The organism is Streptomyces roseolus (assembly GCF_014649855.1).
GTDB lineage: Bacteria > Actinomycetota > Actinomycetes > Streptomycetales > Streptomycetaceae > Streptomyces > Streptomyces roseolus.
The window spans coordinates 1-21,375 of the sequence record NZ_BMTV01000048.1 but is presented as its reverse complement, the minus strand read 5'-3'; the positions used below and the strand labels follow the sequence as shown (position 1 = coordinate 21,375).

General features: G+C 71.5%; 18 protein-coding genes. 6 read left to right on the top strand and 12 right to left on the bottom strand.

Annotation, left to right across the window (positions count from 1 at the left end):
- Positions 1-3: 3 nt before the first annotated feature.
- The 3 genes from IE245_RS34710 to IE245_RS34700 all read left to right on the top strand — a co-directional run bounded on the left by IE245_RS34710 (position 4) and on the right by IE245_RS34700 (position 4,994).
- Entirely contained in the window at positions 4-2,655 is a 2,652-nt protein-coding gene (locus tag IE245_RS34710; RefSeq protein ID WP_189955131.1) for a DEAD/DEAH box helicase, read from the top strand.
- A 370-nt stretch (positions 2,656-3,025) separates the two neighbouring features.
- Positions 3,026-4,405, top strand: coding sequence for a hypothetical protein (locus IE245_RS37870; protein WP_189955137.1), 1,380 nt, complete (start codon positions 3,026-3,028; stop codon positions 4,403-4,405).
- Between the two features lie 133 nt (positions 4,406-4,538).
- The gene (locus IE245_RS34700) at positions 4,539-4,994 is read left to right on the top strand and encodes a hypothetical protein (RefSeq protein WP_189955094.1); all 456 of its coding nucleotides are present in this window, start codon (positions 4,539-4,541) and stop codon (positions 4,992-4,994) included.
- 742 nt (positions 4,995-5,736) lie between these two features.
- Here IE245_RS34700 and IE245_RS34695 read toward each other — a convergent pair.
- Together IE245_RS34695 and IE245_RS34690 are read right to left on the bottom strand one after the other, a co-directional pair.
- Positions 5,737-5,937 (bottom strand): hypothetical protein, encoded by a 201-nt coding sequence (locus tag IE245_RS34695; protein ID WP_189955092.1) that lies wholly within the window; start codon positions 5,935-5,937, stop codon positions 5,737-5,739.
- Positions 5,938-6,273: 336 nt separating this feature from the next.
- Positions 6,274-6,951: a phosphoadenosine phosphosulfate reductase domain-containing protein gene (locus IE245_RS34690; RefSeq protein WP_189955091.1), complete on the bottom strand. Its 678-nt coding sequence runs from the start codon at positions 6,949-6,951 to the stop codon at positions 6,274-6,276.
- Between IE245_RS34690 and IE245_RS34685 the strand changes: the two genes are divergently transcribed.
- Positions 6,950-7,327, top strand: a complete 378-nt coding sequence (locus IE245_RS34685) for a hypothetical protein (protein ID WP_189955089.1) — start codon at positions 6,950-6,952, stop codon at positions 7,325-7,327. The two genes, IE245_RS34690 and IE245_RS34685, sit on opposite strands and share 2 nt — an antisense overlap.
- Before the next feature lie 61 nt (positions 7,328-7,388).
- Here the strand turns inward: IE245_RS34685 and IE245_RS34680 are convergent, their stop codons facing one another.
- From IE245_RS34680 to IE245_RS34635, 10 genes are all read right to left on the bottom strand, one after another.
- A complete protein-coding gene (locus tag IE245_RS34680) occupies positions 7,389-9,830 on the bottom strand; it encodes a tyrosine-type recombinase/integrase (RefSeq protein ID WP_308436654.1) in 2,442 nt (813 codons plus the stop codon).
- Positions 9,823-11,019: a tyrosine-type recombinase/integrase gene (locus tag IE245_RS34675; RefSeq protein WP_189955127.1), complete on the bottom strand. Its 1,197-nt coding sequence runs from the start codon at positions 11,017-11,019 to the stop codon at positions 9,823-9,825. Before IE245_RS34675 ends, IE245_RS34680 begins: the two co-directional genes overlap by 8 nt.
- A gap of 35 nt (positions 11,020-11,054) precedes the next feature.
- Positions 11,055-11,567, bottom strand: coding sequence for an adenine nucleotide alpha hydrolase family protein (locus tag IE245_RS34670; protein WP_189955087.1), 513 nt, complete (start codon positions 11,565-11,567; stop codon positions 11,055-11,057).
- A 221-nt stretch (positions 11,568-11,788) separates the two neighbouring features.
- Positions 11,789-12,553, bottom strand: coding sequence for a PP2C family protein-serine/threonine phosphatase (locus IE245_RS34665; protein WP_189955085.1), 765 nt, complete (start codon positions 12,551-12,553; stop codon positions 11,789-11,791).
- Positions 12,554-12,766: 213 nt separating this feature from the next.
- Positions 12,767-14,644, bottom strand: a complete 1,878-nt coding sequence (locus tag IE245_RS37865; protein ID WP_189955083.1) for a DUF3560 domain-containing protein — start codon at positions 14,642-14,644, stop codon at positions 12,767-12,769.
- Positions 14,645-14,815: 171 nt separating this feature from the next.
- Positions 14,816-15,499: a hypothetical protein gene (locus IE245_RS34655; RefSeq protein WP_189955081.1), complete on the bottom strand. Its 684-nt coding sequence runs from the start codon at positions 15,497-15,499 to the stop codon at positions 14,816-14,818.
- Between the two features lie 163 nt (positions 15,500-15,662).
- Positions 15,663-15,821, bottom strand: coding sequence for a hypothetical protein (locus tag IE245_RS34650; RefSeq protein ID WP_189955079.1), 159 nt, complete (start codon positions 15,819-15,821; stop codon positions 15,663-15,665).
- Between the two features lie 96 nt (positions 15,822-15,917).
- Positions 15,918-16,361, bottom strand: a complete 444-nt coding sequence (locus tag IE245_RS34645) for a hypothetical protein (protein ID WP_189955077.1) — start codon at positions 16,359-16,361, stop codon at positions 15,918-15,920.
- Between the two features lie 226 nt (positions 16,362-16,587).
- Positions 16,588-17,415 carry a hypothetical protein gene (locus IE245_RS34640; protein WP_189955075.1) on the bottom strand — a complete coding sequence of 276 codons (828 nt, stop codon included), beginning with the start codon at positions 17,413-17,415 and terminating at the stop codon, positions 16,588-16,590.
- 293 nt (positions 17,416-17,708) lie between these two features.
- Complete coding sequence (locus IE245_RS34635) at positions 17,709-18,185, bottom strand: hypothetical protein (RefSeq protein WP_189955073.1); 477 nt, start codon at positions 18,183-18,185, stop codon at positions 17,709-17,711.
- 956 nt (positions 18,186-19,141) lie between these two features.
- Between IE245_RS34635 and IE245_RS34630 the strand changes: the two genes are divergently transcribed.
- On the top strand, positions 19,142-20,392 hold the full coding sequence (locus IE245_RS34630; protein ID WP_189955071.1) for a DNA polymerase III subunit beta: 1,251 nt from the start codon (positions 19,142-19,144) through the stop codon (positions 20,390-20,392).
- A 66-nt stretch (positions 20,393-20,458) separates the two neighbouring features.
- The gene (locus IE245_RS34625; protein WP_189955069.1) at positions 20,459-20,998 is read left to right on the top strand and encodes a hypothetical protein; all 540 of its coding nucleotides are present in this window, start codon (positions 20,459-20,461) and stop codon (positions 20,996-20,998) included.
- Positions 20,999-21,375: the final 377 nt, after the last annotated feature.

Sequence of the window (21,375 nt, the reverse complement as noted above, 5' to 3'; positions counted from 1 at the left end):
ACGATGATTCAGCTGCGGGAGCACCAGAAGGCCGGTCTGGACGCGATCCAGGCGTGGCTCGGCTGGCCCCACATCAGGACCCCCAGGCCCGACGGTGAGCGGGCGACGTATGTGTCGGCGACCGGGTCGGGCAAGACCTACACCGCGGCCGCCGCGGCCCGGGAGTTCTTCCCCCGCGGCCGGGTCCTGGTCATGGTCCCGACCCTCGACCTCCTGGCCCAGACCGCCCAGGCTTGGCGCCGCATCGGCCATACGGGCCCGATGGTTGCGGTCTGCTCCCTGTACGGTGACGAGGTCCTCGACGCGCTGGGTGTGCGGGTCACGACGAACCCGATCCAGCTGGCCTTGTGGGCCGGTGCCGGGCCGGTGGTGGTGTTCGCGACGTACGCCTCCCTCGTCGACCGCGACGACCCATGGGACTTCACCGGCCGTGTGAAGGTCCGGGGTCCGCTGGAGACGGCGTTGGCGGGCGGGGAGCGGATGTACGGGCAGCGGATGGACGGCTTCGATCTGGCGGTCGTCGACGAGGCCCACGGCACCGCCGGCGACGCCGCCCGCCCCTGGGCCGCGATCCACGACAACACCCGCATCCCCGCAGCTTTCCGCCTCTACATGACCGCCACCCCGAGGATCCTCGCCGCACCCCGCCCCGGCACCGACGGCGAACAGCAGCCGATCGTCTCCATGACCGACGACCCCGACGGAACCTACGGCGCCTGGATCCACGAGCTCGGGCTGTCGGAGGCGATCACCCGGGAGATCCTGGCCGGCTTCGAGATCGACGTCCTGGAGATCCGCGACCCCGACCCCCTCCCCGCCCCCGGGCTCTCCGAGGAGGCGCTGCGCGGCCGCCGGCTCGCCCTGCTGCAGACCGCCCTGCTGGAGCACGCCGCCCGCCACAACCTCAAGACCGTCATGACCTTCCACCACCGCGTGGAAGAGGCCGAGGCGTTCGCCGCCCAGCTTCCCCGGACCGCGGCCGAGCTCCACGCCAACGAACCATCCCTCGACGCGCTCGCCGCCGCGGAGAAGATGCCAGCCTCCTCGATCAGCGCCCGCCTCTACGACCTCGACCCCGGCCGCCACGTCCCGCCCGGCCGGGTGTGGTCGGCGTGGCTGTGCGGCGACCACAAGGTCACCGAACGTCGTCAGGCCATCGAGCAGTTCGCCAACGGAATCGACGCCACCGGCCACCGCGTCCACCGCGCCTTCCTCGCGAGCGTCCGCGTCCTCGGGGAGGGCATCGACATCACCGGCGAACGCGGCGTCGAAGCCGTGTGCTTCGCCGACGCCCGCGGCTCCCAGGTCGAACTCGTCCAGAACATCGGCCGCGCCCTGCGCCCGCGTACCGACGGCACGGCGAAGACCGCCCGGATCATCGTCCCCGTCTTCCTCCAGCCCGGCGAAGACCCGAAGGACATGGTCGCCTCCGCCTCCTACGAACCCCTCGTCGCCGTCCTGAACGGCCTGCGCGCCCACTCCGAACACCTCGTCTCCGACATCGCCTCCTCAGCCCGCACCCACGGCACCCGCACGCCCCACGTCCACCGCGACGACGAAGGCAACATCATTCCCGCGCCCGGCCCCGGCCGGGACGCCGACGAAGAGGAAGCCGCGGCGCAGGCCACCGTCGAGTCCGCCCTGCTCCGCTTCGCCGGCCCCCGCGACCCAGCCACCATCGCCGCCTTTCTGCGCACCCGCGTCTACCGCCCCGAGTCCCTGGTCTGGCTGGAGGGCTACCAGGCCCTGCGCCGCTGGCGCGCCGAACACGGCCTCACCGGCCTCGTCGCCGTCCCTTACGACACCGTGACCACCCTTGCCACCGCCGCCGGGACGAAGGAGTTTCCGCTGGGCCGCTGGGTCCACCAGCAGCGCAAGAGCCTGCGCGCCGGCACCCTGGAGCCCCACCGCAAGACCCAGCTCGACGCCGAGGGCATGGTCTGGGAACCCGGCGACGAGGCGTGGGAGACCAAGCTCGCCGCCCTGCGCTCCTACCACCGTGCCCACGGCCACCTCGCCCCCCGCCAGGACGCCGTCTGGGGCGAGACCGATCAGGACACCATCGCGATCGGCCAGCTGATCGCCAACCTCCGCCGCCCCGGCGCCCTCGGAAAGGACCCCGACCGCGCCGCGACCCGCGCGGAGCAGCTCACCGAGATCGACCGCGACTGGAACTGCCCCTGGCCGCTGGACTGGCAGCGCCACCACCGCGTCCTCGCCCGCCTCGCCGCCGACGAGCCGGACGGAAAGCTGCCCGACATCGCTCCCGGCGTCGTCCTCGACGGCGACGACCTCGGCCGCTGGATCACCCGCCAGCGCCGCGCCTGGCCCGACCTCTTCGACGAGCAGCGCGCCCGCCTGACCGCCCTCGGCATCACCCCGCCCGCCGAACCGGTACCCGCCACCCGGGAAATGGCGGGGAAGGGGAAGATGCCAGCCGCCTTCCGCCGCGGCCTGGCCGCACTCGCCCAGTTCACCGCCCGCGAGGGAGCCGGGGCCGTCCCCGCCCGCGGCCATACCGAGACCCTCCTCATCGACGGCGAGCAGCACGAGCACAAGCTCGGCGTCTGGTACGGCAACACCAAGCAGCGCCGCGACAAGCTCAACCCGGCCCAGCGCACCGCGCTCGCCGACCTCGGCGTCACCTGGGCTTGAACAGCCCCGGTCGGCCCCGCCCCGCACACGAACGACTGGCCGCGGCTGCGTGGCCCGCCTCCCGGTCCTCCGCCTCTCCTGGCGGGGGACCGGCTCCGTTTCGGCTGCGGCACTCCGGCCGCTTCATCGGCCGGCCGCGCCAGCACGTGGAAGGTCCCCCACCTGCTTGTGGTGGGGGAACCTTCCACGTGCTGAGGGGCGTCCGCGGTCCCTCTCACGGGTGAAATTTCCCCTCGTGTACGCGTACGCGACTTGTGCGGAGCGGTCCCAACTCCCCCTGAAAACGCACCTGTTGACAACAAACAGGATCTTTCGGCATGTTTCCGGCGCGGCCTGGTGGTCGGGCCGCGATCGAGAACGGAGTGACGTGATGCGTGAGACGTACGACGAGCAGCAGGCGGCAAGCCGGCTGCGGGTGTCGGTGGCTGCGTGGAGGTGGGCGGCCGCCTCCGGGGCGGTCCCGGCTGCCGACGCCGGGCCCGGCCTGTGGTCGCGGGCCGTGGTGGAGAGCACGGACGCGGAGGCGGTCCGCGCGGCACTGCCGGGCCCGGCGGGCGCCTGGTGGGCGGCGGAGCGGCTGACCGAAGCCCTCGGCGCCCCGCTGCCGCGCTGCCGGCCGCGGGTGACCCCGGCCGCGATCGGCCACCTCGTCCGCGCCGGTCTGCTCGTCCACCTCGGCGGCGATCCGGCCTACCCGGACGTCCACCCCGACCAGGTCGCCGCCCTCGCGCGCCGCCGGGACCTGCCCGCCCTCCTCGACCGACACGTCCCCCTCGGCCCCGACCAGGCCGCCGTCCGCCTCGGCGTCCGCCGCATCGACTTCGACCACGTCGTCCGGCTCGGCTGGATCACCCCCACCGGCACGGTCGAGATCGACTACAAGCGCCACGGCGGCGTGACCACCGTCCCCCTGTACTCCGCCGAGGACGTCGCCCTGCTGCCCCTCACCCGCCCCACCGTCGACTGGCACGCCCTGCGCACCGTCCCCGCTGGCCGCCGCTCCCCGCTCGCCGCCCTCACCCCCACCGACCCCGACCACGACACGGTCCTCCTCGTGGAGGTCGCCCGGATCGCCGGCGTCGGCCGCGCCGCGGTGGTGAACTGGCGCCGCCGTCACCCCGACTTCCCCGCCCCCGCCGGCGGCGACGACGTCCACCCCACCTTCGCCCGGTCCGCTGTGGTGGCCTGGCTCCTCGACCACGACAAGATCGCCGTCCCGTCCACCGTCCCGACCGCCACCCTCCACCTGCGCCCCACCGGCGCCCCGACCCGCCGGTTCCAGCTCGAAGACCCCTGGATCGAGCTCAGCGACGACCCGGAGGGAGAGGACCGCCTCACCGGCTGGATGGCCGACGACGACACCGCCGACACCCTCGCTGTCCTCGCCGCCGCCGACGCCTCCGTCAGCCGCCTGACCGCGCCCGGCACGGACCCGCTCGCCCTCCCCGGAGGGGCCCGCGTCATCGACCGATTCCGCCCCGGATCGGGCGGCCTGCGCGTCACCCTCGCCTGGCCCAGCCACCTGCGCGGCCACGCCGCCCGCACCCACACCGGAGGACTCCTCCGCCACGCCCTCCCCTACACCGCCCCCGGCACCGACTGCCGATGCGCACAGCAAGCCTGCGGCGGCATCATCCCCACCCCCTACTGCCCCGACCACGGCCACACCGCCGAACCCGCCCTGGAATGGCACCCCGCAGGCGGCATCCGCTGCACCCACCTCACCCGCCCCGCCGTCACCCCCGCCTGACGCCCCGCGCCCTGGCCGAGCGCGGCCGGCCGGGAGCGCCGAACCGCACCCCGAGCCCTTCTCGACTCACTCGCCAGAGTGGTCTATGCGCCCCGGGCGTCTCCCGGCCCGGGCCTCACTCGGTTCCCTGATCATGAAACGGATCCTGAACACCGCCGCCACCTCCATGCTCGTGCTGCTCCTGGTGACCGCCGGCGCTGCCCCCGCCCCGGCCGCGTCGTACAAGTACGGCCGGGAGAACACGTGCGCCGGCGGTGCCGGCAGGGGGCTGGGGTGCAACCCGGGCATCGTGGTCAAGCACTGGCACAAGGCAGGGGCCAAGGCGCGCGGAGTCGGATGGGTGTACGCCTCCACCAACGAGACCGCCGGCAAGCGGCGGTATCACGCCCGGTGGCTGTACCAGCGGCCCGGAGGCAAGCTCACGGCCGCCACGGGATGGAAGCGCGCCAAGCGCCCCTCGGCGGACGCGACGTTCCTAGACACCCAGTGGGGCAAGGACGGACGGACCGGCCCCCAGTACCCGGCCAACACGAAGATCTGCGTGCAGATCAAGGAGACCAACAAGAAGGCGTGCGTCCGCCTGCGCTGACCGTCTCCGTCCCATTGACAGAAGCGGGCAGGGCCCGGGGCGCGTGCGCCCCGGGCCCTGCCCGCTTCTGTCGTCATCCTGGCGCTCGTCGTGGTGCCCAGATCGGGGCCGGTTCGGAGGTGCGCAGCCCGGTGTCGACACCGGGCTGCGCACCTCAGCCTCCGCCCGGGCGCCGGCGCTCCTCGGCGTCGTCCTGCTGCTCGCCGGCCGCCTCGGCATGCGCGACACCGCCCTCGCCCGCACCCGCCGCCCAGCCGTCGCAAAGACCTCGACACCATCCTGGGGAACTCCGCCATCGACTGGGAGAAAGTGCGCCGCAAGGTCCATCGCTCCCCGCTCGCCGGCCTCCAAGTACGGTGGCCGGCCCGCTTGAAGCGGACCGACCGCGGATACGGCAGAGCCGCGCCGTACCGTCGGCGCACCTGACGAGAAACGTCTGAGTGGGCGGGGACGCCAGAGCTGTCGGACGGTGTTCGACGCTTCTCTCCGAACAGTCCCCTTATTTGGACCGTCCGGGTTCTTTCATCAAGTAGACCGCATCACCCTTCTTCCCTTCCAAGAGAGAGGATGTGTGGCGCTCTTCTTGATTCAACTCCCGCAAGGAGTCGAAAGGACATGAAGTGAGATCCTGCTCTTATTCTCGCTTGAACTCCTCACGCTGTTTAAAGTTGCTTTTCTGGGTAGCGGCGTCTTATGTTGGGGTCTCGGTTAGATTGGCTCTACACGAGACCCCGAGTGTGTTCTAGATGAAGAAGACCATGTACTGAATCAGGGCGTACGAAGAGAGCTGGGGCAGGGTGAAGCCGAAGCCGAGGAAGCCCACGCCCATGAGGAACGCCAGGGCGAGCGTGCGCTTGGGCTTGAGCAGGGAGAACCTCACGGTGCGGCCGCTCTGCCTCCAGAGTTCCGCCCACGCGTTGTTACTGTTGGTATCGTCGCACATACGGTGCGTCCTTTCTGTGAACCCTTTTACTGCATCACTGGCGGCGAGCCCACGCGGAAAGCGTCAGCCCGAACGCCCCGTGCGTGCGGTCGGGCCTCTGTGGCCGTAGGAGTGCATCGGCACCCGCACATGCAGATCTCGGGACATATTCCGATGACGTTATACGGCCATTCTGGAGGCATGCAAGGGAGGGTCCCAATTTCCGAGAAAAGAAATTCCCGGTGTGTTTGAGCGGCGACGAAGAGCAACGGTGAACCGCTTAAACGCGGTAAAACGACCGGGCCCCGAAGCTGTGTCCGGGGCCCGGTCGCATATCTGCCGGCTACGAGGCTTTGATCAGGAAGCCTCGCCGTGGCTCTTGCGCAGCGATGCCAGCCGGTCGAGGTAGAGGGCGGCCGCCGGCTCGCCGACGCGTTCCGCGAGGGCGGTTCCTGCCGGCGGGTGGGTGGCGGGTCCCTGCTCCTGGTCCAGCTCGGCCGCTCGCCGGATGATGTCCTTCATGGACAAGCCGTGCCGGAAGTCGGCCCCGACGGCCGTTTCCTGTTCGGCGTAGGCGGCGGCCAGCTCCGGCATCCGGCGGGCACCGTTGATCAGGTCGCTTGTGCAGCCCAGGACGCAGAATACGCAGCTCAGGCGCCGGTTACCTCCGTCGTACGCCCAGTGGTACGGCAGACCCGACCGGGCGATCTCCTCCCAGACTTCGGTGTCGGTCCACGCGTGGATCGGGCGCCATGTCGTGATGTGCCGGCGCCCGTTGCTCGCCGACCGGTCGATCTCTACAGCGGCCAGCTTCGCCCGCTGGCGGCTCTCGGCGGCGCGCTGTCCGATGCACGCCAGGATGCGCACCGGGCGCCCGAGGTGGGCCAGTTCCCTGGTCAGGCGGGTGTAGAGGGTGTGGATCGGTCCCCGCTTGGCGTCCGGCGTGCTTCTCTGCACTTCACCGGTTCGGGTGACGATCCTGCTGTGCTGAACTCCGTGGACCACGCCGTCGAGGTTGTGATCCACTGCGCCCATGAGTTTGTCGGTGAATGTCTTCGTTGTTGATGTAGATGGCAAGAGGCGGGTGCAGGACGTTCCGGCCGGACGCTCGAACTCCGCGGGCGCCGAGAGCTGGCGCACGCGCGTGTGGGGCGCGGAAGTGGTGCGCTCGTTGGGCGCCAGCTTCTTTCCGGTCCTCGCTGATGCGGACCTGCAGGTAGATCCCGCGCAGGTCCCTGAGTTCCTGCGGGAGTGCCTCCTGCTCCGCGAGAACCTGGAGAGGATCGTTTCGGAAACGGAGCCCGTGCGGACCGTCGAGGAGCACAGGGGCGCGATCTCGGAGCGGCTGGCGATCATCGAAGAGGCCGCCAGCCGCGCGGGTGCGATGGGAGGTGGGGTCCTCATCTGGTGACGGATTCGGCAGGAATCGGACGGGCCTACGGGTATGTCGATCACGGAGATAGTTCCAGTTGCTAGGGGGTCGGGCGGTGCGTGGGGATGCCGAGGTGGACGGGCGGCCGCTGGTCTCGGCGTTGTGTTTCGTCGCGCTTGGCGCGGAGGAAGGAGAGGGTGAGGTCGATGCCTTCGATCTCACCGGCCCAGCCCTCGGCCTCGGCGCGTGCCCGGCGGTTGAGAAGGTCGGCTTCCAGCTCTGCGAGGCGGGGCAGCATCTTGGGGTTGACGTGCAGCATCGGGCAGCGGACGCAGGCGTGCTCGTGCTGGCAGGGGGTGCCGTAGGGCCGGCCGCAGGAGCCGAGCTCGACCTTGCGGCGGTCGAAGTGCTCCTCGAACTCGTCCCACTCGTCAGAGGTGGTGTCCCGGTATTCGTCGGTGGGACGGATCTGGCGCCGGTGTTCCAGGTGCTCCTGGTAGTGGCGGATGACGTCTTCGTCGAACACTGCGACGTAGCCGCGAGTGGTCTGGACATTCAGGTGTCCGAGCAGGGCCGCGCCGATGTGGATGGGCAGGCCGCTGTTGACGAGTTCGGTGATGAAGATCCGGCGGAAGTCGTGCGGGGTGAACTTCAGCCCCTTGAAGCCGGGGTGCACTTCGGCGAGAGCGAGGCAGCGCCGTTCGATCATCTTCTGGATCGTGCTGGGGTTGAAGACCGCGGGAATCGTGCCGTTCTGCCGCTGGAACAGGAACGGCATCGGAGGACTCCAGACCTTGTCATGCGGGTCGTAGCGAGTCACGAGCGGGATCGGGCGGCCGGTGCGAGCGTGCCGGCGGATGATCGAGGCGATCACGTGGAAGAGCTCGGCGGACATCGGGATCACGCGTTCGCGGTCGGTCTTCGAAGGAGCGATCACCAGCAGAGCGATGACCTCGCCACCGGGCCGCTGATACTGGCGGATGCTCAGGTGGGTGAGCTCGCACAGCTCCTCGACGCGGACGCCGGAGTGCCGCAGCGTCTCGACCGCTGCCCAGTCCCAGAAGGTGGTCTCCTCTTCGGCGGCGATGTGGACCATCTCGCCGCTGTCGTTGTTGCGCAGACGCGGTGGGATGGGGGCGGTGTGCCGGCTGAGCTTGCGGTCGGCTTCGCTTAGCACGCGTGTGTAGCTGGTGCCGGCGAAGGTGAACGTCTCTCCCTCGGTCACCTCCTCGGCGAGCTGGAGCAGTTGGCGGAAGTGGTCGTAGCGGGACTCGACATGCTCGACGAGCACCGGCAGCAGGGGCTGACGCTGGCGAGTGCGGTTGGCGCTGCGTTCGTTGATCCGCCGGCGGCGAGCGCCGAGTCCGTGCAGGTCGGAGGGTGGGACGGGGCAGGGAGCGACCCACGTAGCCCACCGCTCGGGTTCCTGGGCGGCCCAGGTGTGCAGGTCGTAGTAGAAGCTACGGACGGAGATGACCAGGCTGTCTGCCCCGGCGCGCGGAGCACCGTTGTCCTTGACGGCGATCATCTGCCGCCAGGCGGTGTAGATCTCCGGAGAGATCCGCAGGTCAGCCTGGTCGGGGTTGAGGCGTTCGATCTTCTCCCAGAAGTGGTGGGCTAGGTGCAGGACCAGGTTCTTCAAGGTGGCGTAGTCGGTGTCCGCGCGGCGCCGCGTGAAGTAGTCGATCAGCAGGCCGCGGACGGCCTGGTTGCGGATCGGGTAGAGGTCGATGAGCTCCTCGATGCTCTTCTGGCCCCGCATGAGAGCGGCGCGCATCGTTGCGGGAACGGTCGGTGGAAGGTGGCCCATGGCGTGGAGCACGTGCCACACACCTTGGCCGCGGAGGCGGTTCCCGGCCTTGTTCCCGGGGGCCACCACCGACCAGGCCCGCCGGTTCTCCTGCGCGAAGTGCAGCAGAGCGGGCGCCGTGACGTCGCTCAGCGCGACCCCCTGGACAGAGAGCAGAACGCACAGGTCGAACAGGGCCTCGGTGCGATGCGCGTAGGTGTGCTGGTGCACCTCGACCTGCTTGGCGAACTCGTTCAGCAACGGGTCGTTTTGGGCGGAGATGAAGTGGGAGGCGAAGCCGGTCATGTGGTGTCGCCGGAAGGCCACCAAGGACGGCTGGATGACACGCAGGCAGATCAGGGCTCGCAGACCGGTGGTGATTTTGACGCTGGGGCTGCGGCGGCACTCCAGGTCGTTGACGTGGGCGAGTCCCCTGCCGACCGGGCTGGCGTCCCACCGCTCCTGCCAGGTCAGCCCGGGGAAACCGGCCAGGTAGTCGAGGAGGAGCCGGGCGGCCTGGCCGCGCTGCTGCCGCGTTGACGTACCTCCGCCCCAGGTGTCAACGGCCAGCCTCGCGATCGACCGCGAACTGCTGCGGGACAGGTCGCCGAACGGACGGGGCGGCGTGGCCGTGGTGGCCGGCTCGGCCGCCATCGGGCCGCCGACGAAGCGGCTGGGATAGTCCAGGCCCTCGGCGATCGGGCCGTGGCGGCGGCTGACGCCAGTGGTGGGGCTCGCAGCGGTCTTAGGCACCGAACACCGCCGCGATGTCGTCGGCGGCGTAGCCGGTCGGGTAGCTCACCTGGGGTCGCGGCTGGTTGTAGTGCTCCAGCAGGGCGTCGAAGATCTCCTCGACCCGCACCGCCAGGTAGCGGCTGGTGGTCTGGATGTTCGCGTGGCGCAGCACCGCCTGGACTTCGGGCAGCGTGAGCTTGCCACTGTTGGCCATCCGGTGGGCCGCGGTGTGGCGCAGGTCGTGGAGCGTCCAGTTCGTGCGCAGGTGCTGCTGGGCCCGCTGCACCACCCGACGCATCGCCCAGTAGGACAGAGGCCGGTCCTGACCGTGCCGCGTGCGCCAGACGGGCTCGCCGACCTCCGGCGTGCCGACGCTGTCCAGGTAGCGTGCCAGTCGGACGCATGCCTCCGGTGAGATCGGGACGAGCTCGCGTTCCCGGGTGCCCTTGGTGATGACGTAGAGGCCCGGCTTGGCCCAGTGGATGTCGTCGATGCCGACGCCGAGCAGTTCCTCCGCCCGGGCGCCGCTGGAGACGTAGCAGTCGAGCAGGGCTCGATCTCGTTCGCAGCTTATGGCGGTGAACAGCTCGTCCCACAGCGGATCGGGGATGGAGCGGGGAGGCCGGCTGGTGACCTTCTGGCGCAGCCTGGACCGGCCCAGTACGGGCTTGGGCGCCAGTGGGCTCAGGTGGCTCAAGGCCCGGCGACGCTGGGGAGAGGAGGGCACCGGGTTCGCTACCGGGCCGCGTCCGTAGTGCGCATGGAACGTGTAGAAGCCGCTGATCACCGACAGGGCGTGGTTGATCGTCGTCGGTGCGTACCCGGGGTGGAGGTAGGGCTTCCCGGTGCGGGGATTGATCGTTCCCGGCGGCGGCGACTGTGGGTTGCGCCGTCGGCGCTGCGGGTTCGGGGCCGTACGCAGCCAGCCGGTCAGGACGGCCGTCTCCGCCTCGGTCGCCCGTTCCCAGGCCACATCGAGCAGCCACAACAGTCGGAACCAGCGCAGCATCCCGAAGGCGTAGCTACGGGCGGTCAGCGGGCTGCTGTCACTCAGCGCCAGGTCGCGCAGGTACGCGGTGATCGGCTCCACCTCGCGGCCAAGGCCGTTGACGACAGCGAAGGGAGGGTGGGCCTCACCGGTTTCCACCACGGCACCAGCGCGGGGCAGCTGAGCCCGACCCTCCATCAGTTCATGACGTAGATCCACTTCGTTCTCCTTGATCGTGGTGACCAGCACCGCGATCAACGAGGAGAAGAGGTGCAGATAACTGTGCACCACCTGGCAGTAGCTGACGGCCAGGCCGGCGCCACCTTCGCCGCGGCCGGATCCTCTCCCCGCTCGCGCGCTTCCTGCTCGGCCTTCGCCTTGAGCTTCAGATAGCGCAGCCCGACCCGGTCGAGGAGGTCGGGGCCGGCGGCCCGGACCACTTCGAACCGGGGGACGCCGGCCAGTCGCGCTTGCTCGGCGGCGAGGTCGAGGGTGCCGGGGTACTCGATCCTGCCCAGGTCGGCGTGGACCACGACCACCTTGTCCAGCATCCCGAGCGCCCGGGTGCGGCGGAGGACGTCCGACAACATCGACTGGGAGTCGGCGCCGCCGCTGCTGGAGACGACCACCCAGTCGGCGTCCCGGATGAGGTCGTCAGGGGCGGTCGTCCTGGGGGTGAGGGGCACCGAGGGGTGCACGGACCGCTTCTTGCGGCGCGGAGGCGGGGCCGCGGGGCCGGTGGCGGGCTGGGTGGCGCAGGTGCGCACGTGGGTCTCCTCGTGGTGAAGGGGCCGGAGGCCGGCTGGCCGACCGGAAGCAACAGAGGGGGTTGCCCTCCCCTCTGTCAGGTTTTTATTAAACCACATTCAAGGGTGGGGTGCCACCGGCTTGCCTGTAAGGGCCTCTCGTGAGGTTCACGCCGGAGCCGGCCGGTGGCGTGCTGCCCTGGTGGCCGGTCTGCGTGACCGGCCACCAGGACGCGCGAGGGTCAGAGGCGGGCGAGCAGCACGGTTGCGTTGTCGGCGTGCGGGCTGCCCCCGGCCTCCTCGCGGGCGAGCAGCGCGCGGCGCACGGAGCCCTCGGTGAAACGGCGCGCGGTCCGGCTGAGTGCGCCGAATCCCTCGCCGCGGAGTTCGCGTGCGATGTCGTCCCCGGCGTCCTCGTACGGCTCATAGGCGCCGTCGGTGGCGAGCAGCAGGTGAGCGGGGCCCGTCGGATCGATGGCGGCCGACTCGACGGCGGGGTGATGGTGCCAGTCGAGAGTGTCCTGGTCGGTGTGCGAGGAGCCGAGGTAGCTCGTGATCCTGTGCCGACTGCCGGCGATCGGGCAGGACTCGGTGGCCGGCCAGACGCGGCGAAGGTTGTGGTCCTGGGTGAGCTGCCGGGCCCGGCCGTTGCCGGTGATCAGGTAGGCGCGGCAGTCGCCCGCCCAGGCGAGGGTGAGCCGTCCGTCGGGCGTGGTCACCGCGACGAGCGCGGCCGCGCCGGGCATGCCGTTGCGACCGTCGGGGCGCTCGGCGGCATAGCGGGCGTAGACGGCGCGGAGCCCCGTCTCGGCGTCGGCGCGGCGGGCGGCCGCAACGGCCACCTGTACGGCGGCGGTGCGGGTCCAGGACCGGACGCTCTCGTGGTCGCCGATGCCGTCGAGGATGACGAAGGCGCGGCTGCCGCGTCCGGGGGCGGAGCGGACCGCGGTGGCGTCGCACTGCACGGTGCGGGTGCCGGTCTGCTGGGCGGTGGCGTAAGGGCGCATGTGCTGTCCTTGCTGTGAAGGGGCGGCGACCATTCGGCCGCCGACGGTAGACCGGGGGGTTGCCCTCCCCCTGTCGTAACTCTATTTAACCACATATCAGGTGGTGGTGTCACTCGCTCTCGGCGAGCCGGTGTCCGGCCCGGCTCCGGGCGGAGGGGCCAGGGGCCGGCGGCCGGGTACCGGGTTTCCGGTGCCCAGCCGCCGTGCCCAGGGTCAGTTTGCGGCGGCGAGGCGGGCGGTCATGTCCGCGGCGCTCATCCGGCCCGTGACGTCGTCGTAAGGGATGCGGTCGTTCCAGGAGTAGGCCCGGGTGTCCTGGTTGATCACGGGCTGAATGTCGGGGCCGCCGGGGACGGTGAGCGAGGCCGCGTTGACCCGGAGCACCTCGTACCACCGGCCGCGCGAGCGGACGTAGTCGCCCTTGGTGAAGTCGGCCCGGGACCAGAGCTTGACCCCGTCGGCCTCCGCCTGCTCGATGACCTTCCACCAGTGGGCGATTTCGTCGGCGGTCTCGGTGTGCCGGCGGGTCAGTTCGGCGATGGTCTCCGGCTTGCTGATGTCCCGGGAGGAGCCGAACGCGGATTCCCCGGCGAGGAGCTTCTCCAGGCCGCGCAGGGTGGCTTCAAGCTCCTTGAGGCGGCGCAGGGTGCGGGCCGGGTCCTGGCGGTGCCGCTCGTAGTTCGCGGCTGCGTCGGCGCGGCCGGCGTAGTACTCGGCGCGGTTCCCCTCGTCGATGCCCTTGCGCTGGTTCGCTTCGATCCGGGCGAGGTCCCGGCGGTGGCGGCGCTCGGAGTGGTGGCCGATGAGGATCGGTTGACCCATGGGGATGCCGGAGCCGATCTGGCGGGCCTTGGCGAACGCGGCGCTTGAGGCGCCGGCCGCCCGGCTCGCGTACTCCTTGAAGCGCTCGGCCCGGTCGGCGGCGCGCTCCTCCCGCTCGGCCTCGGCCTCGGTGAAGCTGCGGGCGATGTCCTCGCGCACGGTGATGTGTACGGCGTGTCCGGCCTCCTGGAGGGCCTTGGAGACCGCGTCGAGGGTGAACCGGTCGGCGGCCTTGTCCCGGGAGTGCGGCAGGTACCAGGAACCGAGGTTCCTCAACCAGCGGAAGCGGTGGCCCTTCAGGATCTCGGCGGAGCCGTCGCCCCGGGAGGTGCCCTCGGCGAGGGTGCCGCCCGCGCGGGTGTGACGCAGCACGATCCCGGAGAACTCCTCGGGGAGGTCGTCCTCTTCGGGGTCCTCGACAGGGGCCGCGGCGGGGGCGGCGGGGAGAGCGGTACCGGCGGGCAGTTCCGGAAGGTCGGCGGTGACCGTGAGGCCGGCGGCGCGCAGGGCTTCAGCGGCGGCGTGGGCGGTGAGCAGCGCGGCGCCGGACTGGTCGCCCCGGCTGTCCTTGACGTACCAGCACGCGCGCTTGCGGCTCCAGTCCAGACCGTGGGCGCGCAGGATGGGGGCGGCGCCGTCCCCGAACGCCGTGCCGGTGACGGTGACACCCTCCTCGGCGGTGCAGGTGACGGTGATCCCGTCGGAAGCTCCGGCGGTGGCGGAGGTCTTGCGGCGGGGCCGGGCCGCCTCGGCGGGGGCCTTGGCGGCGGCGAGGGCGGCCTCCCAGCGCTTGGGGGCCACGACCTCCTGCGCGATGTAGCGGACCTGGTTCGGGGCCCAGGTGTCAGGAACGACCTTCCCGCCCACGACCACCGAGCCGCGCATCCCGCCGTCGTCCGGGTCGGCACCGTCGAACGCGGCCGACCACAGGGCCTTGGCCTCGGCGAGGACGTCCTCCGAGAAGTCCCGGTGGGTGTTGATGCCGTTCACGAGCGGCTCGCCCGTGATCTGCTCACCCTCCACGGTCACCGTCAGCACGTTGCCCGTGGCGACGTACGTCTCGCTGTACCCGTCCCAGTGAGCGCCGTGGAGGGGGGCCTTGACCTTGTCGACGGCCTTGGTGTCGGGGCCGTCGGTCCAGCGGACGGAGATCCAGGCGGAACCGGTGCCGGTGCCGGTGCGCACCGAGAACTTGACCCCGGGGAACTCCTTCTTCAGGCGCCGGCGGAGCTCGGCGGAAACGTGCTTGGTGTCGATGTACCGGGTCATGCGGGCGTTCTCCTGTGTCGTGAAGGGCGGGCGACCGTCCGGCCGCCCCGATCGCTTCGGGGGTTGCCCTCCCCTTGCGTCGTCTTTATTGAACCACGTTCCTGGGGGTGGGGCAACCACCCCCAGGGCGCAGCAGAGGGGCTCGGGCCGGCCGTTCGGCCGGAAGCCGGGTTAGAGCAGGGCGAGAGCCCTGGTGAGGTGTTCGGCCCGGTGCCGGCGGGCGGCCAGCCGTGCCGGGGCCTTGTCGCCGGCAATGTGCGTGCTCCACTGTCCGCACGAGCACCACGCCCGGGTGACCCAGCCGCCCAAGCGGTCGAAACCCCGATGGTCGACGTACTCACCGGACCCGGACAGCGTGGTGACGCAGTGCTCGCGATGAGTCATCGCGATGAGCCCCGCGAGGGAGACGCACACCGGAGCAGGGCCGCCGGGGACGTCGTCCACGGTGAGCCAGCCGCGCGCCAGGAGCCGGGACGCCGCGCCTGCGGGAATCGCGTGAACGCCGGCGCAGACCCGGCCGCGGTCCCATACCGCCGTCCCGCCGCGCTGATCACGGATGATGCACAGGTCCTGGTACTGGCGTGCCGTCAGCCTCGCCGGTGCGTGCACCGGGACCAGGACCGCCGTCATGGTCGCCGTCACGAGCACGGAGCCGGTGGCGCAGGCAGGCCCGGACACCGAACGCTTCACGGTGAGGGTTCCCGACCGGCCGGGGTCGGGGAGCACCTCCGCACCGTCGAGCAGGGCGACGGGCACGAACGCGTCCGCTTCACCCGCCGTCAGCTCACGGGCGGTGGTGTCGCCGTCGTAGTGACGGGTGGACATGCGGTAGGCGGGGGAGGGCGAGACGGTCATGGGTGCTCCGAAGGTGCAGGCCGGGGCGCGCCCGGGGCGTGGTGGGGTGCCCGCATCCGGCGGGCGCAGGGAAGGTCCGGCGCGTGCCCGGCCGAGGGTTCGCGCGGGCGGGGGCAAGTGGTCCCGGTGCGGCTGCCTGCCGGGCAGCCGCACCGGGCGCGGGTCAGTTGTTCTCGCTGCCGCGCTGACGCGGCGGGCGGGCGCCCCGCGCGGTGTCCCAGTTCTCGACCGGATGCGCCTGGCGGGCACGCGGCACGCGCGGGGTCGCGTGCTCGCCGAACGGACGGCGGTCGTCGTTGTGCTCGTCGTGGTGCTGGGGCATGACGTTCTCCTCGGTGTGCTGTGTGAAGGGGGGTTGGGCGGGTTGCCTTCCGCCCGGAGGGCCGGCCCCGCGCTGATCGCGGGGCCGGGGTGCAGGTCAGGCCCGGCGGTACCGGGGGGCGTGCCAGTGCAGCGCGCGGGCCGTCAACTCGGCGCTGCGGCGGCGGGCCGCGGCCAGGGAGTCGGGGTACGTGCCGTAGCGCTCGGTGTCGTACTCCTCGACCGTGATGCACCGGCCGTCCTCGACGTGGTACATCCGGGCGCTGCGCTCGCCCGGCGGGACCTCGGACACCACCGTCAGCCGCGCGATCCCGCTTTTCAGCGCCGCGTCGACCAGCGCGGCGGCACGGTCGTACGCCTCCCGCTGCCCGGGGCCGAAGTGCGCGCCCATGGTGCCGCCGAACCAGAGGAGTTCGGCGTGTGCCTGCTCATGGGCCCAGTCGTGGTTCCGGGCGACGTGCACGATGTGCAGGCCGGGGCCGGCCGCCGCGACTGCCTCGCCGACGGCGAGTTCTCCAGGGGTGGGGGTGACGATGGTCATGACGCTCCTCGGTGTGAAGGTGCCCGGCGGCCGACGGCAGCGCGGGATCGGATTCGGGGGTTGCCATCCCCTCATCAACGAATTTATTGAACCACATTTTTGGGTGGGGTGTCTCCCCCCGGCGCGAGCCGGACGGGTGCCTCCCCGCCCGGCTCGCGCCGCCGGCTTCCGGGGCCTGCCGGAATCCGGCGCCCGGCCCGCCGGACCGGGGCCGGGCGCCTGCGGGTCAGCCGCAGGCCAGAACGGCCAGGGCGCGGCCGCCAGTGATGACCCGCTCGGCGGCGTCCTTGATGGCCGGCGTCATGCGCTCGCCGGTGACCACGCCGCCCAGCGCCGGGACCCTGGCCGGTGAGGGCTCGATCCCGAGGATGAGTGCGGCCAGGTGCGCGGCCGACGCCGCTTCGGCCGCGTTCTGTCCCGCCACCATCTGAGGCCCGGTGAAGTATCCGGCGGCGTGCGCGTCGAGCATCACCCGCAGCGCGAACGCGCCCTCCATGCCGCCGAGGTCGGCAGGCATGGACATGCCGTCGAGGACTACCGGGGCGTTCAGCGCGGCGGACAGCCGGCGCGCGCACGCCAGCGCGTCGGGCACGGGCCGCACCGGCGCGGCGTAGTCGTCTCCGGCGGTCTGGCTCACGTCGTACGTGGGCGCCGCCTTGAACGCGCGGGGGCGCCCGCCTCCCTTGGCCTCCGTGTCCCCGTCCTCGGCCTCGGTGCCCTGGTCCGCCTCGGTGGCGCGGCGGCCGACCACAGGCGCCCACACGCGCAGCGCCTTCGACCCCTTCGCGGGACCGCGGCCCACCTTGCGCCACTCGGTCTTGCCCCGGACGTCGGTGGCCTCGGGGAGCTGCCCGAGGATCGCGACCACGTTCACGGGGCTGCGGTCCTCAAGCCGGGCGGCCAGGGCGAGCAGGGCGTCCCACACGGCGGGGACGTGCAGGACGGCGTAGGTGCGGGCCATGACGCCGTCCAGGGCGGCGCGCTGCTCCGCGTTGTAGGCAGCGCGCTCCTCAGGGGTCATGCTCGGCCGGCGGGTACGGGCGGTGTTCGTCATCTCTGTTCCTCTGCCGTGAAGGGATCCCCGGCGGCCGGGCGGCCGCCGGGGATGGGTCGGGGGTTGCCATCCCCTTCCCGATAGATTTATTCAACCACATTTCAGGGTGGGGGGGCAACCTACCGCGCGGGCCGGCCGGGTGAACCCTTCCTTCCGACCGCGAAGCGGCACGCCCGGCATGGCGCCGACGCCGGCCGCGGCGATGTGCGCGGCCGTCCCGGGGCGTGCCGAGGGGCCTGTGCGGGGGCGGACTGTCATCTGCCCCCGCGCGGCGGGTGAGCCGAACCCCGGAGCTACAGACCCAGCAACGGGGCGAGTACGGAAGCGGCCAGCGCGGGCGTCCCGCCCGCCTCGATCGCCGCCGTCACCTGGCGGACCATCGCCGCGTGGGTGAGAGCGGGGAGCATGTCCAAGGTGGTGGCCAGCGGCTGCACCTCATCGCCCTTGACGGGGAGCAGCGTGGCCCCGACGACCGGCGCGCCCAGGGCCCAGAACCAGACCGCCAGGGTGACCGCGCCGTCCGAGCCGGTCACCGCGTTGAGCACGATGCCGGTGCGGCTCGGCACCACGTCGAAACGGCCCGCACGGGTCCGCACCAGCGTGCCGGGCGCGATCGGGGCGGTCTGGAGGCGGCACGGGCCGGTGTGGCCGTCCGTGGCGATCGTGCAGGTCAGGCAGGTTTCCGAGATGTCGGAGAAGTCGAGCGCGGTGGTGTCGGGGGCGCCGGCCTCGATGCCGGAGCCGATCACGAGAGTGGGGACGTGCTCCATGGATGCTCTCCTTGCCGTGAAGGGCGGGCGACCGTCCGGCCACCCGATCGCCCGGGGGGTTGCCCTCCCCCTTGCGACGCCTTTATGTAACCACAATCATGAGGGAGGGGCAACCCACCTCACGTGAGCCGACCGGATGAACGGCCCACCCCGGCCATGACGAAGAGACGAGCACCGTCCGCCGGGAACACCGGGGCGCACCCCGGGCGCAGCGGGTGGGGGTATGGGTGGGGGCCCGGCGCAGCCCTGGCCGGACAACGCACGCTGTTCCAAAGGGAGTTACCGGCCAGCGCCACACCGGGCCCCCACCCATACCCCCACCCTCCCGCCGCCGGCCGACCGCCCACCCCGCACACCTCAGCTGCGGGCAGGCGCGGCGGGCGCAGCTCAGGGGCGCGCCCGCAAGAGCACGTGCGGGCCGGCAGGGCGCACCGTGGCAACTCCCTCGGGTGGCTGACGCCGGCGGGACGCTGCCCGGGGGGCCGTCCGCTGCGCTCCCGGCCCCCCGGTGCCGGGGCCGGGTGGTTCCGCTGCGCTCCACCACCCTCCTGACGGTGCGCCAGCGACGGGTCTACGCTGCGCTCCGACCCTTGCACGGTCGTCCGGACGGGCCCTCCGCTGCGCTCCCGGGCCCTCTCCGCTGCGCTTCGCCGGACTTGTCGGGTCGGTCGCTTCGCTCTCTCCCCTTGGTCGATCGGACCGGGTCCGTCGCTTCGCTCCGACCCCTCGGCGCTCCGCGCCGCAGATCGACAGGCCCCCGGCGCTGCGCTTCCGGGGCGGCAGCGCCCCGCCGGCGTCAGCCACCCGAGGGCGCGCCCCGCGTCTGACCAGCGTTTACAGGTGACCGAACCTCTCATGATGTGGTTTAATAGAGATGTTGGAGAGGGGAGGGCAACCCCCGAACCGGCACCCCGTGCGGCTGACGGCCGCACGACCCCTTCACGCAGAGGAGAAGCATGTCCATTCCGCAGACGCCCACCAATTCCGCTGAATTCTCCGGGACCCACGCGGACATCATGTCCGCCCTGAAGATCGCGGAATTCGGGATCAACCCGAAGGAGCCGAACCCCGCCCAGCGCGGTGTCCGTATCCAGACCGGAAACGGCACCGTCACCCTCGCTTCCTTCGACTTCGAAACGGCCGTCTCCGTGACGCTGCCGTGCACCACCCCCGAGACCGCCGGCACTTCCCTCCTCGACCACACCGAAATGGTCAAGATCATGGGAGCGTTCGTCGCGGGCGAGACGAAGACCGTCGCCGCCCGAACGCCCGTCGCCCTCACCGGCGACCTCCTCACCGGCAGCGACATGACCGTCCCGATCGCCGCCCCCGACCCCGCCACCTACACCCCTGCGCCGCTCCCCGCCCCCGCCCAGGTCACCCTCGACCCCCAGGTGTTCCTCAACCAGCTGCTGCGCACGCTCCCCGCCCGGGGCACCGACGACACCCTGCCGACCCTGACCGGGGTGGCGTTCACCCTCACCGGCCAGACCCTCACCCTCGCCGCGACCGACCGCTACCGCTTCGCCGTGGCGGACATCCCCGCCGCCCCCACCGGCGCCGAGACGGCCGACGGCCACCCCACCTCCGCCCTCATCCCCGGCGGCATCCTCAAGCGGCTCGTACCGGTCCTGAAGACGCACACCAACCCCCTCACCCTCGGCATCAGCCCCGACGGCGGGTGGGTCACCCTGACGGCCGGACAGACCACCATCACCCAGCGCACCCTCGACGGCCGCCTCCCCCGCCACGACAAGCTGTTCCCCACCAAGGCCGCCGCCTCGGTCAGCATCCCGCGCACCACCCTCGACACCGCCCTGAAGAAGAGCGCCGCCGTCATCAAGGCCAAGGCTGACAAGAACACCCCCGTCAGCCTTCTGTGGGACGGCACCGGCAGCCTCACGCTCGCACCCGTCCTCCCCGACGACCAGGACCGCGCCCGCTTCAAGGGCATCCCCCTGCCCCACACCACCCCGCAGGGCGACCCCGCCGTCCTGCACCGCCAGGCCGTGACCTTCAACCCCGCCTACTTTGCCGACGCCCTGGCCGCGTTCACCGGCGACACCCTCACCCTCCATCTTCCCGAAGGCATCACGCAGCGGACGAAGCGCGCGGTCCTCTTCACCGACGGCCCCGCCATCACCGGCGACAGCTACCGGCACCTCCTCATGTCCATCCGCCTCGAAGACGGCATCTGGAACCTCTGACCGCCCCTCCCGCCGGGGGCGCTCACCGCGCCCCCGGCGGCACCACTTAGCAAGGAGACAGTCCGTATGATTCTGATCCGCTGCTCGGAGTGCGGGGGCACCTACCACCTCACCCCCACCGCCGAGTTCCAGTGCCTCACCTGCGACCACTGCATCACCCCCCGGGACATCTCCCTCGACGGACAGGAAGCGTGGGCAGTCGACCCCGCCGGACGACTGGGGTACGTCACCGACCCCGCCGCCTCCCTCACCGCCATGGATGACGCCGTAGAGGACTACCTCACCGCCGGTGACCGGCAGGACCGCGCACGGGCCCTGAGTGCCTTTCAGGACGCGTTCACGGACTACATGAAGGCCCGAAGCGCCGGCCTCACCCCGCCCCGCCGCTACACCCGCGAGGACGTCCACACCGCCGTCGACGCGGCCGCCGACATGATCAACGAAGAGCTCAACTTCGGCGAAGCGGAATCGGACATCCTCAACCTCGCCGTAAACTCCTCCCTCACCCTCCTGGAAAACCCGGACACCACCTTCGAAGAGGTAGTAGAAAAGTGCTACGGAATCTCCACCAAGGAAATCCGAAGTTGGTGGGACTGGGGGCAGTAGGGCAGTCCTCACCCCCCGGGGATACGGTCCCGTTTCGCCAACTCAACATGCTGCATCAACTATGATGCAGCCACCCCGCCCCCGCCCCCGCCCCCGTAGTCAGCCGCCCGCGAAGCGGGCTCGGACCGGGAGCGCAGCGGACGGGCCGTCAAGGCCCGCAAGGGCCGCCCCTGTCCGCGAAGCGGACAGCTTCACTGGCCCGTGAAGCGCAGCGCAACGGGCCCCGTGCGCAGGCGAAGCCTGCGCACGGGCCTGAACAGCCTGGCGAAGCCAGGCTGTTCAGGCCGGGACCCGCGAAGCGGGTCCCGTTCACCGCCCACGCGAAGCGTGGGCGGTTCACTCCATCGCGCGCAGCGCGATGTGACCCGCTCCGCGGG

Bases quoted from the DNA above. Each gene is read 5' to 3' on its own strand.
- IE245_RS34630 (WP_189955071.1), top strand. From the start codon at position 19,142: ATGTCCATTCCGCAGACGCCCACCAATTCCGCTGAATTCTCCGGGACC.
- IE245_RS37870 (WP_189955137.1), top strand. From the start codon at position 3,026: ATGCGTGAGACGTACGACGAGCAGCAGGCGGCAAGCCGGCTGCGGGTG.
- IE245_RS34685 (WP_189955089.1), top strand. From the start codon at position 6,950: ATGAGTTTGTCGGTGAATGTCTTCGTTGTTGATGTAGATGGCAAGAGG.
- IE245_RS34665 (WP_189955085.1), bottom strand. From the start codon at position 12,553: ATGCGCCCTTACGCCACCGCCCAGCAGACCGGCACCCGCACCGTGCAG.
- IE245_RS37865 (WP_189955083.1), bottom strand. From the start codon at position 14,644: ATGACCCGGTACATCGACACCAAGCACGTTTCCGCCGAGCTCCGCCGG.
- IE245_RS34650 (WP_189955079.1), bottom strand. From the start codon at position 15,821: ATGCCCCAGCACCACGACGAGCACAACGACGACCGCCGTCCGTTCGGC.
- IE245_RS34640 (WP_189955075.1), bottom strand. From the start codon at position 17,415: ATGACGAACACCGCCCGTACCCGCCGGCCGAGCATGACCCCTGAGGAG.
- IE245_RS34695 (WP_189955092.1), bottom strand. From the start codon at position 5,937: ATGTGCGACGATACCAACAGTAACAACGCGTGGGCGGAACTCTGGAGG.
- IE245_RS34655 (WP_189955081.1), bottom strand. From the start codon at position 15,499: ATGACCGTCTCGCCCTCCCCCGCCTACCGCATGTCCACCCGTCACTAC.
- IE245_RS34635 (WP_189955073.1), bottom strand. From the start codon at position 18,185: ATGGAGCACGTCCCCACTCTCGTGATCGGCTCCGGCATCGAGGCCGGC.
- IE245_RS34700 (WP_189955094.1), top strand. From the start codon at position 4,539: ATGAAACGGATCCTGAACACCGCCGCCACCTCCATGCTCGTGCTGCTC.
- IE245_RS34690 (WP_189955091.1), bottom strand. From the start codon at position 6,951: ATGGGCGCAGTGGATCACAACCTCGACGGCGTGGTCCACGGAGTTCAG.
- IE245_RS34625 (WP_189955069.1), top strand. From the start codon at position 20,459: ATGATTCTGATCCGCTGCTCGGAGTGCGGGGGCACCTACCACCTCACC.
- IE245_RS34645 (WP_189955077.1), bottom strand. From the start codon at position 16,361: ATGACCATCGTCACCCCCACCCCTGGAGAACTCGCCGTCGGCGAGGCA.
- IE245_RS34710 (WP_189955131.1), top strand. From the start codon at position 4: ATGATTCAGCTGCGGGAGCACCAGAAGGCCGGTCTGGACGCGATCCAG.